The sequence below is a fragment of the Cupriavidus sp. CPT47-8839-RL05A genome, assembly GCF_058792255.1.
Window position 1 is genome coordinate 127,785 of the sequence record NZ_JBYTEG010000013.1, and the last position, 12,910, is coordinate 140,694.

At 67.2% G+C, this 12,910-nt stretch carries 13 protein-coding genes; 9 read left to right on the plus strand and 4 right to left on the minus strand.

The genetic code is table 11. From position 1 onward, the window contains the following. Positions 1–11: 11 nt before the first annotated feature. Genes AC3WVS_RS17570 through cobA form a run of 5 tightly spaced genes read left to right on the plus strand, consistent with a single transcriptional unit; the run spans position 12 to position 4,543 of the window. On the plus strand, positions 12–593 hold the full coding sequence (locus AC3WVS_RS17570; RefSeq protein ID WP_492319690.1) for a DUF934 domain-containing protein: 582 nt from the start codon (positions 12–14) through the stop codon (positions 591–593). Continuing rightward, positions 590–1,393 (plus strand): phosphoadenylyl-sulfate reductase, encoded by an 804-nt coding sequence (locus AC3WVS_RS17575; protein ID WP_492319691.1) that lies wholly within the window; start codon positions 590–592, stop codon positions 1,391–1,393. Before AC3WVS_RS17570 ends, AC3WVS_RS17575 begins: the two co-directional genes overlap by 4 nt. Before the next feature lie 14 nt (positions 1,394–1,407). Next, a complete protein-coding gene (gene cysD, locus AC3WVS_RS17580) occupies positions 1,408–2,385 on the plus strand; it encodes a sulfate adenylyltransferase subunit CysD (protein WP_492319692.1) in 978 nt (325 codons plus the stop codon). Between the two features lie 25 nt (positions 2,386–2,410). After that, positions 2,411–3,715 carry a sulfate adenylyltransferase subunit 1 gene (locus AC3WVS_RS17585; protein ID WP_492319693.1) on the plus strand — a complete coding sequence of 435 codons (1,305 nt, stop codon included), beginning with the start codon at positions 2,411–2,413 and terminating at the stop codon, positions 3,713–3,715. Positions 3,716–3,742: 27 nt separating this feature from the next. Further along, positions 3,743–4,543, plus strand: coding sequence for a uroporphyrinogen-III C-methyltransferase (gene cobA, locus AC3WVS_RS17590; protein ID WP_010814941.1), 801 nt, complete (start codon positions 3,743–3,745; stop codon positions 4,541–4,543). 80 nt (positions 4,544–4,623) lie between these two features. Here the strand turns inward: cobA and AC3WVS_RS17595 are convergent, their stop codons facing one another. Genes AC3WVS_RS17595 through lptF form a run of 3 tightly spaced genes read right to left on the minus strand, consistent with a single transcriptional unit; the run spans position 4,624 to position 7,320 of the window. Further along, positions 4,624–5,016: a sirohydrochlorin chelatase gene (locus AC3WVS_RS17595; protein WP_010814940.1), complete on the minus strand. Its 393-nt coding sequence runs from the start codon at positions 5,014–5,016 to the stop codon at positions 4,624–4,626. 13 nt (positions 5,017–5,029) lie between these two features. Further along, a complete protein-coding gene (gene lptG, locus AC3WVS_RS17600) occupies positions 5,030–6,196 on the minus strand; it encodes an LPS export ABC transporter permease LptG (RefSeq protein WP_492319694.1) in 1,167 nt (388 codons plus the stop codon). Then, a complete protein-coding gene (gene lptF, locus AC3WVS_RS17605; RefSeq protein ID WP_492319695.1) occupies positions 6,193–7,320 on the minus strand; it encodes an LPS export ABC transporter permease LptF in 1,128 nt (375 codons plus the stop codon). The genes lptG and lptF overlap by 4 nt, the downstream gene beginning before the upstream one ends. A 187-nt stretch (positions 7,321–7,507) precedes the next feature. On the opposite strand from lptF, the gene AC3WVS_RS17610 reads away from it, so the two are divergent. From AC3WVS_RS17610 to AC3WVS_RS17620, 3 genes are read left to right on the plus strand one after another with little or no spacing between them, the layout of a single operon-like run. Beyond that, a complete protein-coding gene (locus AC3WVS_RS17610; RefSeq protein WP_492319696.1) occupies positions 7,508–9,046 on the plus strand; it encodes a leucyl aminopeptidase in 1,539 nt (512 codons plus the stop codon). A 37-nt stretch (positions 9,047–9,083) separates the two neighbouring features. After that, on the plus strand, positions 9,084–9,518 hold the full coding sequence (locus AC3WVS_RS17615) for a DNA polymerase III subunit chi (RefSeq protein ID WP_492319697.1): 435 nt from the start codon (positions 9,084–9,086) through the stop codon (positions 9,516–9,518). After that, positions 9,515–9,994, plus strand: coding sequence for a hypothetical protein (locus AC3WVS_RS17620; RefSeq protein ID WP_492319698.1), 480 nt, complete (start codon positions 9,515–9,517; stop codon positions 9,992–9,994). Before AC3WVS_RS17615 ends, AC3WVS_RS17620 begins: the two co-directional genes overlap by 4 nt. A 104-nt stretch (positions 9,995–10,098) precedes the next feature. Here the strand turns inward: AC3WVS_RS17620 and ilvD are convergent, their stop codons facing one another. After that, positions 10,099–11,772, minus strand: coding sequence for a dihydroxy-acid dehydratase (gene ilvD / locus AC3WVS_RS17625; RefSeq protein ID WP_010814934.1), 1,674 nt, complete (start codon positions 11,770–11,772; stop codon positions 10,099–10,101). A 169-nt stretch (positions 11,773–11,941) separates the two neighbouring features. Here ilvD and AC3WVS_RS17630 point away from each other — a divergent pair, with 169 nt between their 5' ends. Continuing rightward, positions 11,942–12,886 carry a LysR family transcriptional regulator gene (locus AC3WVS_RS17630; RefSeq protein ID WP_492319699.1) on the plus strand — a complete coding sequence of 315 codons (945 nt, stop codon included), beginning with the start codon at positions 11,942–11,944 and terminating at the stop codon, positions 12,884–12,886. The last annotated feature ends 24 nt before the right edge of the window (positions 12,887–12,910 follow it).

Genomic DNA, 12,910 nt, shown 5'->3' on the forward strand with positions numbered 1-12,910 from the left:
GGAGACTGAACATGGCAAAGATCATTCAACTGCAACAGGACGGCGCTACCGTCGCCCCCGTCATCGTCGATGACGCCTGGACCGTGCTGCGCGGCACCGCCGAGCAGCCGCTGACCGACGAGCAGATCGCAGCGGCCGTGCAAAGCCAGGACGCGGTGCTGTTCCCGCTGTCGGTGTTCAGGGCCAACGAAGCGCTGCTGGCCGGCCGCGACGCGGCCCGCACCGGCGTGTGGCTGGCCCCGGAAGACGAGCCGGGCGATGCCGAGGCGTACTTCGCGCGCGTGGCGCTGGTGGCGGTGGACTTCCCGGTGTTCCGCGACGGCCGCGGCTTTTCCACGGCCTACCTGCTGCGCACCCGCTACCACTGGAAGGGCCAGCTGCGCGCCATCGGCGACGTGCTGCGCGACCAGCTCAACTTCATGAAGCGCTGCGGCTTCGATGCCTTCGCGGTGCGGGCCGACAAGAACATCGAGGACGCCATCAAGGGCTTCACCGAGTTCACCGTGACCTACCAGGCTTCGGTGGATGAGCCGCTGCCGCTGTTCCGCCGCGCGCGGGCAGAGGTTGGCGCGCAACCGAAGGAAACGGCATGAGCACGGTGCTGAGCGAAATCGCCGTGGTCGACGCCGGTGCGGCGTCGGCGCTGCGTCCGCCTGCGCTGTGGGTTGCGCCGGAATACACCGGCAGCATTGCCGCGCTGGAGCAGAAGGAGCGCGAACTGGGCGAGCGCCTGGCGGGCATCGCCGGCCGCTTCTTCCGCGCGCGCTTTGCCTCGAGCCTGGCGGCCGAGGACATGGTGCTGACCGACGCGATCCTGCGCGGCACCGAAGCCGTGCGCGCCGGCATCCGCGTGTTCACGCTGCAGACCGGGCGCCTGCACGCCGAGACGCTGGCGGTGCTGGACAAGGTGCAGGCGCACTACGGCTACAGCATCGAGCAGTTCACGCCGGACGCCGAGGCCGTCGAGAACTACCTGAAGAAGAATGGCCTGAACGGCTTCTACGACAGCATCGACCTGCGCAAGGAATGCTGCGGCATCCGCAAGGTCGAGCCGCTCAACCGCGCGCTCTCGCACGCCGACGCCTGGCTGACCGGCCAGCGCCGCGAGCAGGCGGTCACGCGCGCCGATCTGCCGTTCGAGGAACTGGACGAAGCCCGCGGCATCCCCAAGTTCAACCCGCTGGCGGACTGGAGCGAGCCGGAGGTGTGGGCTTACCTGAAGCGCCACAACGTGCCGATCAATGACCTGCACGCCAAGGGCTATCCCAGCATCGGCTGCGAGCCGTGTACGCGTGCGGTGCGCGCGGGCGAGGATGTGCGCGCGGGACGTTGGTGGTGGGAGAGCAAGGACTCGAAAGAGTGCGGGCTTCACGAACAGAACATCAAGCATTGAGGCCGGGTACAAAAATGGGCATCATGAACGACATCGCAGAAGCAGGGTTGACGCAAACGAGCAGCGTGGCGCACCTGTTGCAAGTACAGAACGATCACCTCGACCGCCTCGAAGCGGAGTCGATCTACATCATCCGCGAGGTGGTGGCCGAGTGCCGCAACCCGGCGCTGCTGTTCTCGGGCGGCAAGGACTCGATCGTGATGCTGCACCTGGCGCTGAAGGCCTTCCGCCTGGGCGAGCGCAAGATCGAGCTGCCGTTCCCGCTGGTGCATATCGACACCGGCCACAACTATCCGGAAGTGATCGCCTTCCGCGACCAGCGCGTGGCTGAGCTGGGCGCGCGCCTGGTGGTGGGCCATGTCGAGGACTCGATCAAGCGCGGCACCGTGCGCCTGCGCAAGGAAACCGATTCGCGCAACGCGGCCCAGGCCGTGACGCTGCTGGAAACCATCGGCGAGCACCAGTTCGACGCGCTGATGGGCGGTGCCCGCCGCGACGAAGAGAAGGCCCGCGCCAAGGAGCGCATCTTCTCGTTCCGCGACGAGTTCGGCCAGTGGGACCCCAAGGCCCAGCGCCCCGAGCTGTGGAGCCTGTACAACGCCCGCATGGCGCAGGGCGAGCAGATGCGCGTGTTCCCGATCTCGAACTGGACCGAGCTGGACGTGTGGCAGTACATCGCCCGCGAGAAGCTGGCGCTGCCGCCGATCTACTATTCGCACCAGCGCGAAGTGGTGCGCAAGAACGGCCTGCTGGTGCCGGTCACGCCGATCACGCCCAAGCAGGACGGCGACGTCAGCGAAGTGCTGTCGGTGCGCTTCCGTACCGTTGGCGACATCAGCTGCACCTGCCCGGTGGCCAGCGTTGCCGATTCGCCGGAAACGATCATCGCCGAGACCGCGGTGACCGAGATCACCGAGCGCGGCGCCACCCGCATGGACGACCAGACGAGCGAAGCCTCGATGGAACGCCGCAAGAAGGAAGGCTACTTCTAAGCCGCACGCAGCAAAGGATCCAGACATGACTCACCAAGCAACCCATCAAGGCCTGCTGCGCTTTATCACCGCCGGCTCCGTCGACGACGGCAAGAGCACGCTGATCGGCCGCCTGCTGTACGACAGCAAGGCCGTGCTGTCGGACCAGCTGACCGCGCTGGCCAATGCCAAGAACAAGCGCACTGCCGGCGAGCAGATCGATTTCTCGCTGCTGACCGACGGCCTGGAAGCCGAGCGCGAGCAGGGCATCACCATCGACGTGGCTTACCGCTACTTCTCGACCGCGCGCCGCAAGTTCATCATCGCGGATACGCCGGGCCACGAGCAGTACACCCGCAACATGGTCACCGGCGCCTCGACCGCGGACGCGGCCATCGTGCTGGTCGATGCCACGCGCGTCACCGTCACCGACGGCCGTGCCGAGCTGCTGGCGCAGACCAAGCGCCACTCGGCGATCCTGAAGCTGCTGGAAATCCGGCACGTGATCGTGGCCGTCAACAAGATGGACCTGGTCGACTACAGCGAACAGCGCTTCAACGAGATCCGCACCGCCTACACCGAACTGGCCGAGCAGCTGGGCCTCAAGGACGTGCGCTACGTGCCGGTCTCCGCGCTGCGCGGCGACAACATCGTGCACGAGAGCGATGCCATGCCGTGGTACCAGGGCGAGCCGCTGCTGCCGCTGCTGGAAGAACTGCCGGTGGAAGAGGCCGCGCCCGAGGACGACGCCGCGCTGCGCTTCCCGGTGCAGCTGGTGATCCGCCAGGACGGTTCGCAGTCGGACGACTTCCGCGGCTATGCCGGCCGCATTGAAGCCGGCACCGTGCGCGTGGGCCAGAAGCTGCGCGTGCTGCCGGCCAACCGCGAAGCCGTGGTGGCTGAAGTGCTGACGCCCAATGGTGCCGCTGAATCGGCCAACGTCGGCGATACCGTCACGGTGCGCCTGGCCGAGGACGTCGATGTATCACGCGGTGACATGTTTGTTGCCGCCGATGCGACCACGGCTTCGGCAAAGAAGCTGCAGGCCGACCTGTGCTGGTTCGACGACGAGTCGCTGAACCCGGCGCGCAAGTACGTGCTCAAGCACACCACGGCCAGCGTGTTCGCGCGCGTGTCGGCGGTGGACCGCGTGCTGGACGTGCACACGCTGTCGCACGAGACCGGTCGCCACGATATCCGCCTGAACGACATCGGTTCGGTGCAGATCTCGCTGCAGAAGCCGATCGTGTGCGATGCATACGGCGACAACCCGGCAACGGGCGCCTTCGTGCTGATCGACGAAGCGACCAACCACACGGTGGCCGCAGGCATGATCCGTGCGTTCTCCTGATCGGTAACGACAGGAAAGGGGCAGCAGATGGACAAGCAGGCGCAGAAGACTTACGGCAAGGTGTTCCTCATCGGGGCAGGCCCCGGTGCGGCAGACCTCATTACGGTGCGCGGTGCACGGCTTTTGGGCGAAGCCCAGGTGGTGCTGCATGATGCACTGGTAGCGCCGGAGATGCTGGCCTGGTGTCCGCAGGCCGAGCTGGTCGAGGTGGGCAAGCGCTGCGGGCAGCGCTCCACCGCGCAGCTGTTCATCAACCGCCAGATCGTCGACCTGGCCGGCAAGTACGAGCGCGTGGTGCGCCTGAAGGGCGGCGACCCGATGCTGTTCGGTCGTGCCGACGAGGAACTGCAGGCGCTGGAAGCCGCTGGCATCGAGTATGAAGTGGTGCCGGGCATCACTGCGGCGCTGGCGGCTGCTTCGGCGATCGGCAAGCCGCTGACCAAGCGCGGTGTGTCGCGCAGCGTGGCGTTTGCCACGCAGGCGAAGGCTGCGGATGGCGAGGGCTCGGCCGATATCGAAGCGGCGGTCAAGGCCGATACGCTGGTCTACTACATGGGCCGCGACCAGGCGGCGTCGATTGCCGCGCAGCTGATCGCGCATGGCAAGCCGGCGTCGACGCCGGCGTGGGTGGTGGAAGCCGCCAGCACGCCGCGCCAGCGTAGCCGTGAATTCACGCTGGGCCGGATGGCAGCAGGCGAGGCCGCTGCCTGGATCGATCCGGTGCAGCCGAGCCTGCTGATGATCGGGGCGGCGCTGGCTGCGCGGGCTACCGAAACGCCGCGCGAAGGCGTGGGCGAAACTGTCGTGCAGACGCCGCGCGCTGCCTGAGCGCGCTGCGCGCCACTAGAATAATGCCCTGTGCCGGCATGCCGGCACAGGGCTTTTGTCATCGGGGACCACGTTTCTGCTCAGGGCTGGCCGCTTGCGGGCATTGAGGCAACGCAGTATGCGGCCATTGCATCCAGCACCGCATCGGCCTCGCCCGCCGCCGTCGCGCAATGGATGCGCAGCCCGGGATGCGCTTGCCGGCATTGGTCGAGCAAGGCTGGCAGGTCGCGCCGCAGGTGGCCGCCCTGGCCCAGGAACACCGGCACCACGGTGGCGTCGGACACGCCGCGCGCTGCCAGGTCGGCGAGCGCGTCGGGCAGAGCGGGCGTCATCAGCTCCAGGAACGCCAGCCGCACCTCGCACCCGGGCAGGGCAGCGGCCACCTTCTGCTGCAGGCGGTCGAACGGCTCGCGCCAGCGCGCGTCGCGCGCGCCATGCGCAAACAGGACCAGGGCCCGGGTGGGTGCGGTCATGGCAGCCCGCCCCTCAGTGCCGGTCCACCCAGCGCAGCGCCAGCAGCGCCACCATCAGGTAGAGCGTGCCTGGCACCAGTGCCGAGATGATCGGCGGCCAGGTGTGCAGCAGGCCGACGTGCGAGAACAGCGTGTTCGACAAGTGGAACGACAGCCCCAGCATGATGCCCCCGAACACTTTCACGCCGACGGCGCCGGCACGGGCGTGCAGGTAGGCGAAGGGCAGGGCCAGCGCCATCATCACGAACAGCGTCAGCGGGTAGATCACCTTCTTCCAGAAGGCGATCTCATAGCGCTGCGTGTCCTGCTTGTTGTCGCGCAGGTGGCGGATATAGCGGAACAGGTCCAGCGTCGACATCCGCTCAGGCGTCACCAGCAGCACCGACAGGATTTGCGGCGTCAGCTCGGAATGCATGGTCACGCGCGGGAACTTGACCTGCTCGGCGCGGAAATCCGGGGCCAGCGAATCGCGTGCCGGCTTCGCGCCCTGGGCCGGGGGCGCCAGTTCGATGAAACGGGTCTCGTTGACGCCCTGCAGCTCCCACAACTGGCCACCCTGGTAGCGCCCCTCCTGCGCCACGCGGATCACGCGCAGGCGGTATTGCGGGTCGAACTCATACATGGTGATGCCGGTGATGGTCTGGTCCGGCCGCAACCCCGCCACGTTGACGAAGCGGGTGATCTCGCCGCCGCCGGTGGCGGCATCCTTGTCGCGGTCCTTGACCCAGACGCCGGAACGGAAGCCCGACGACACGGTTGCGCCGATCGCCTCGAGCTTGATCTTCTGCGCGTACTGCTCGGCGCGGGGGCCGATGAACTCGCCGAAGATAAAGGTCACGATGGCCAGCGGCACCGCCAGCTTGAACAGCGAGAACAGCGCCTGGCGCGTGTTCAGGCCGGCCACGCGGAAGATGGTGTACTCGGACTGGCTGGCCAGCTGCGAGAACACATAGATCGCGCTGATCAGCACCGCGATCGGCAGCACCTCATACACCCGCGTGGGTGCCTGCAGCAGGACGTGGAACAGCGCGACCAGCGAGGTGTACTGGTTGTTGACGTTCTCCAGCTCGTTGAGCATGTCGAAGAACACGAACAGGGACAGCACCGCAAACAGGATGAAGGCGAACACGCCATAGACCAGCCGGCCGAAGTAGCGTTCGTAGACGCGCAGGATCCTCATGCCCGGCCTCCGGTGGCCGCGGCATCACGCCTGCGCAGGCCGAACACGGCGCGCCACCCGCCCAGGCTGCGGTTCTGGCGGTAGCGGAACAGCAGCAGCGCCCCCAGGAACACCGCCAGGTGGATCGGCCACCACGCCAGCCAGAACGGGATCGCGCCCGAGCGCACCCAGGACTGCGTCAGGTTGATCAGGTTGCTGTAGGTCAGGTAGATCAGCACCGCGAACACCAGCGGCGTGTAGCGGCCCAGGCGCGGGTTAACGTAGGCCAGCGGGATTGCGATCATGACGAAGTTGAAGGCCAGGATCGGCAGCGAGATGCGCCAGATCAGCTCGCCCAGGTTCTCGCGCGTGGGGTTGCGGATCAGCTCGATGGTGTCGCGGCTCTTGGGTGGCAGCTTGGCTTCGGACTCGGGAGCCTTGTTGTCCACCTTGACCGCGTAGCGTTCGAACTCGACGATGCGGTAGTCGATCTGGCCGGGCGTGCCCGAGTAGCGGCGGCCGTTTTCCATCACCACCAGGCGGTCGCCGTTGGGCATGGTCTCGAACTTGCCCTGGTGCGCCAGCGCCACGCCGATCTTGTCGGCCTCGGAGTTGGCGACGAAGACATTGCGCGCGTACTTCATGTCGGCATCCATGCCCTCGATGAACAGCACGTAGTTGGCCTTGGCCGGCTCGATGAAGCGCCCCGCGGCAATCATCGACATCACGCCGCGCTGCTCGAAGCGGTCGCGGAACAGCGCGCTCTGCTGGTTGGCCCAGGGCCAGGCAAACATGCCCAGCAGCAGCGCCAGCACGACGAAGGGTGCCGCGAACTGCAGCACCGGCTTGACCAGGTCGCGCAGCGAGATGCCCGCCGAGAACCACACCACCATCTCCGAATCCTTGTACCAGCGCGTCAGCACGATCAGGGTGGAGATGAAGAGCGTGGCCGACAGCAGGATCGACAGGTAGCCGATGGTGGCCAGGCCGATCAGCATCAGCACGTCGTTGGGACTGGCCTTGCCGCTGGCAGCCATTCCCAGGATGCGGATCACGAGCGAGGTGAGCATGAAGGTCAGCATCACCAGGAACACCGCCCCGGCGGTGTAGGCAAGCTCGCGTCGCAGGGCTTGTTGAAGGATCATGCGGGTTCGGTTCCGGGCTGCCGGCCGGAGCGGGCGATGTGCCGTGCGAGGTGCCTGGCAGAACAGCTGGCTGGCAGCACAGCATGCTGTCAGCGTGACCGGGGCGTATCAGCGGCGGCAGGTCGCGGGATAAAAATCGCGGATAATGGAGGCTTTCGTGTCTAACGAGCCCCTGGAAGGAAGCGCGATGGAATTTAGCACAAAAGCCTTGGATTGGAGCAAAGCCGGCCAAAATGGTTTCCTGGCGACCAAGACCGACTGCCTGGTGGTCGGCCTGTTCGAAGGCCAGAACCTGGCCGGAGTGGCCAAGGCACTGGACGTGGCCACCAAGGGCTTGGTGGGACGGCTGGTCAAGCAGGGCGACTTCGAAGGCAAGCGCGGCACCCACCTGATGCTGCACGAAGTGGCCGGCGTGGGCGCCGCGCGCGTGCTGCTGGTGGGCCTGGGCAAGGAAGCCGACTTCAGCGACAAGGCCTTTGCCGACGCGGTCCGCACCGCCGTGCGTGCCTTGTCGTCCACGCGTGCGGCCTCGGCCCTGTGGTGCCTGGCGCAACAGGCGCCGCAGCAGCGCGATGTCGCCTGGGCGGTGATCACCACCATCACGCTGGTGCGCGAAGCCGGCTATCGGCTGCTGGAGCGCCATCCGGGCCTGAAGCGCGCCAATGCCAACGGCAAGCCCAACGGCAACGACAAGTCCTCGCTGCGCAAGGTCGTGATCGCGGTCGACAGCGGCGATGCGCGCGCCGCCACCCAGGCCGTGGTGCGCGGCACCGCCATCGCCAACGGCATGGAGCTGACGCGCGACCTGGGCAACCTGCCGTCCAATATCTGCACGCCGACCTACCTGGCCAACACCGCCCGCGGCATTGCCAAGCGCCACAAGCTCAAGGCCGAGGTGCTGGGCCGCAAGCAGATCGAGGCCCTGAACATGGGGGCCTTCCTGGCCGTGACCAAGGGCAGCGAAGAGCCGCCGCAGTTCATCGTGCTGCGCTACGACGGCGCCGGCGCCAAGCAGGCCCCGGTGGTGCTGGTGGGCAAGGGCATCACCTTCGATACCGGCGGCATCTCGCTCAAGCCGGGCGAGGGCATGGACGAGATGAAGTACGACATGTGCGGCGCCGCCTCGGTGCTGGGCACGATCCAGGCCGTGGCCGAGATGGGCCTGAAGCTCAACGTCATCGCCGTGGTGCCGACCTGCGAGAACATGCCCAGCGGCATCGCCACCAAGCCGGGCGACGTGGTCACCAGCATGTCCGGCCAGACCATCGAGGTCCTGAACACCGACGCCGAAGGCCGCCTGATCCTGTGCGACGCGCTGACCTATGTGGAGCGCTTCAAGCCGGCCGCGGTGATCGACGTGGCCACGCTGACGGGCGCCTGCATCATCGCGCTCGGCCACATCAACAGCGGCCTGTACGCGCGCTCCGACGCGCTTGCCGATGCCCTGCTGCAGGCCGGCCGCCGTGCCATGGACACCGCCTGGCGCATGCCGCTGGACGACGAGTACCAGGACCAGCTCAAGTCCAACTTTGCCGACATGGGCAATATCGGCGGCCGCCCGGCCGGCAGCGTGACGGCGGCATGTTTCCTGTCGCGCTTTACCGAGAAATACGACTGGGCCCACCTGGACATCGCCGGCACCGCCTGGAAGAGCGGCGCGGCCAAGGGGGCCACCGGCCGCCCGGTGCCGCTGCTGGCGCAGTTCCTGATGGACCGCGCGGCCTGATGGCGGCGGCGGCAGGCAACAGAGGCAGCAAGGGTCCATGACGCGCATCGATTTCCACAGCAACGTGCCGGACGTGCTCGGCTATGTCTGCCGGCTGGTCCGCAAGGCCTACGGCGCCGGGCAGAAGGTGGTGATCCACGGGGCGCCGGCGCAGCTGGCGGACCTGGATGCGCGCTTGTGGACCTTCTCCGCGCTGGATTTCCTGCCCCATTGCGGGCTGGAAAACCCCAATGCGGCGGTCACGCCGATCCTGCTGGCCGCCACCACCGAAGGCGTGCCGCACCACCAGCTGCTGATCAACCTGGCAGACCAGGCCCCGGCGCAGTTTGCCAGCTTCGAACGGCTGATCGAGGTAGTGGGCGCCGGCGATGCCGCGCGCGAAGCCGGCCGCCAGCGCTACCGTTTCTACCGCGAACGCGGCTATCCGCTGACGCACCACGACATCGGCCAGCCCAAGGGAGACGCCGCATGAGCGAACGCACCACCTCGCGGGTGATCCCGCGGCTCGATCCGAACGACAGCATCCCGCTGCTGACCGAGGTGTTCGAACTGCCGGACGCAGGGGCAGCAGCGCCGGCTGCCGCTGCGCAGGAGGGCGTGATCGATACCTTCGGCATGGCCGATTCGGGCCTGGTCATGCATGTCGGCGATACCGGCGACGCCGTGGCGGACGAGGGCGCCGCACCGGCGATGCCGGCAGATAGCGGCGCGCCGGGCGAGGACGACCTGCGCGCGGTGCGCACCGAGTTGCTGACGCGCGTGATGATGCGCTTCCGGACCGAATGGCCGCAGGTCGTGGCGGCCCATACCGAGGCCACGCTGCAGTCGCGCCTGGCGCCGCTGACGGCGCAACTGGCCAGCGAGCTGACGCAGTCGCTGGAGGCGCGGCTGGTGGAATGGCTGGATGCGACGCTGGAGGAGATCGAGAAGACGCCAGGTGAGGATTAACGGCGGCTGAAGGGCTGGAGCGGACCGGCGGGTCTCGACAGACGTCGGCAAACAAAAAAGCCTGCGATCGCTCGCAGGCTTTTTTGCATCAGCGCGGCCGAGAGTCAGTCCGTCACTGCACCCTTGCTCGCCGTCGACGCCAGCTTCGAGAATTTCGCCAGCACCCCACGCGTATAACGCGGCGCCGGCTGCTTCCAGTTGGCCCGGCGCCTGGCCAGTTCTTCATCCGCCACGTTCAGCTGCAGCAGCAGCTTGTGCGCATCGATGGTGATCGAATCGCCTTCCTGCACCAGCGCAATCGTGCCGCCCACATACGCTTCCGGCGCCACGTGGCCAACCACCATGCCCCAGGTACCACCAGAGAAGCGGCCGTCGGTAATAAAGCCGACCGATTCGCCCAGCCCCTTGCCGATGATGGCCGAGGTCGGGGCCAGCATTTCCGGCATGCCGGGGCCGCCCTTGGGGCCGAGGTAGCGCAGCACCAGGATGTCGCCGGCGTTGATCTTGTCGGCCAGGATCGCTTCCATCGCGCTCTGCTCGTCTTCGAACACGCGCGCCGGGCCAGTGATGACCGGGTTCTTCAGGCCGGTGATCTTGGCGACCGCGCCTTCTTCGGCCAGGTTGCCCTTCAGGATGGCCAGGTGGCCTTCGGCGTAGAGCGCCTTCTCGATCGGCAGGATCACGTCCTGGTCGGCACGCGGGGTGTCGGGAACGTTTTCCAGCTCTTCAGCCAACGTGCGGCCGGTGATGGTCAGGCAGTCGCCATGCAGCATGCCGGCCTTGAGCAGGATCTTCATGACCTGCGGGATGCCGCCGGCCTTGTGCAGGTCGGTCGCCACGTACTGGCCCGACGGCTTCAGGTTGCAGATCACCGGCACCTTGCGGCGGATGCGCTCGAAGTCGTCGATGGTCCATTCCACCTCGGCGGCGTGGGCGATGGCCAGGTAGTGCAGCACGGCGTTGGTCGAGCCGCCCGTGGCCATGATCAGCGCCACGGCATTCTCGATCGACTTGCGCGTGATGATGTCGCGCGGCTTGATGTCCTGCTTGATCGCCTCGACCAGCACGCGCGCCGATTCGGCGGCGCTGTCGACCTTCTCCTGGTCCGGGTTGGCCATGGTCGACGAGTACAGCAGCGACATGCCCAGCGCCTCGAACGACGAGCTCATGGTGTTGGCGGTGTACATGCCGCCGCACGAACCGGTCGACGGGCAGGCGTTCTTTTCCACGCCCTCGAAGTCTTCCTGGCTCATGCGGCCGGCGGTGAATTCGCCCACGGCCTCGAACGACGACACGATGGTCAGGTCCTTGCCCTTCCAGTTGCCCGGCTTGATGGTGCCGCCATAGACGTAGATGCCCGGCACGTTGGTGCGCGCCAGCGCGATCATGCCGCCCGGCATGTTCTTGTCGCAGCCGCCGATCACGACCACGCCGTCCATCCACTGGCCCTGCGCGGCAGTCTCGATGCAGTCGGCGATGACCTCGCGCGAGATCAGCGAGTACTTCATGCCCTCGGTGCCCATCGACATGCCGTCCGAGATGGTCGGGGTGCCGAACACCTGCGGGTTGGCGTCCGAGGCCTTGATCGCGTCGATGGCCGCATCGGCCAGGCGCTGCAGGCCCGCGTTGCAGGGGGTGATGGTCGAGTGGCCGTTGGCGATGCCCACCATCGGCTTGTCAAAGTCTTCCTTCTTGTAGCCGAGTGCGTAGTACATCGAACGGTTGGGCGAACGCGCCACGCCTTGCGTGATGTTCTGCGAGCGTTTGTTGAATGCCATGATGGGGAATCTCCGGGGGGTCTTCAGTGCCGCTCCGCGCTGCGCCCGAAGACCTGGAGGCACGAACGCACGGCGGCGATGTTGTGGGCCAAAGAATGACGCTTGCGTTTTGGAGTGTCAAATATATTATTTGACCTTTATTGAGTCGAAAAACATATCAGGAGCGCGTTTGGACCTGCGTCAGTTGCGTTACTTCATCACTGTGGCGGAAGAGTTGCATTTCGGCCGCGCGGCAGGCCGCCTGTCGATGACGCAGCCGCCCTTGTCGCAGCAGATCCAGGCGCTGGAAGAGGAAATCGGCGTGCAGCTGTTCGTGCGCACGCGGCGCTCGGTGGCGCTGACGCCGGCCGGCCAGCAGTGGCTGCCCGAGGTGCGGCGCGTGCTGGCCGATGCCGCGGCGCTGCCCGGGCTGGCGCAGCGGCTGGCGCGCGGCGAGGTGGGGTCGCTGTCGCTGGCCTTTGTCAGCACCGCCGACTACGGCATCCTTCCCGACTTGTTGCGGCGCTTTCGCGCCCGGCACCCGGAGGTGCAATTGCAACTGCGCGAGGCCACCAGCGACGTGCAGCTCGAGGGGTTGATGGAGGGGGCGATCGACGCCGGCCTGGTGATCCGGCCGCAGTTGCCGGCCATGCCGCACGGGCTGGCCTACCTGCCGCTGGTGAGCGAGCCGCTGGTGCTGGCCGTGCCCGACGGCTGGCGGCCGGCGGGCGCGGTGCTGGCGGGCGACGCCGCGGTGTCGCTGCGCGAGGCCGCCCATGAACCGCTGATCATCTTCCCGCGCCGAAGCGCGCCGGCGTTTTATGACATCATTACGGGCTACTATGCGCGCGAGGGCCTGGTGCCCGTGATCGCGCAGGAAGCCATCCAGATGCAGACCATCGTCAGCCTGGTATCGGCGGGCATGGGCGTGGCGCTGGTGCCGGCCTCGCTGTGCAACCTTCGCCGCACCGGGGTGTCCTACCTGGCGCTGCGCGAGGCCGGCCCGCAGATCGAGACCGGGCTGGTCTGGCGCGACGGCGCGTCTGCCGGCGTGGCGCCGGTGCTGCGCTCGTTCATCGATATTGCGACCGCGCTCGCGCAAGAAGCAGGCGCAGCCGGGCCCGCCCCTCGCTGACACGTCACCAATGTCACCGAGGCC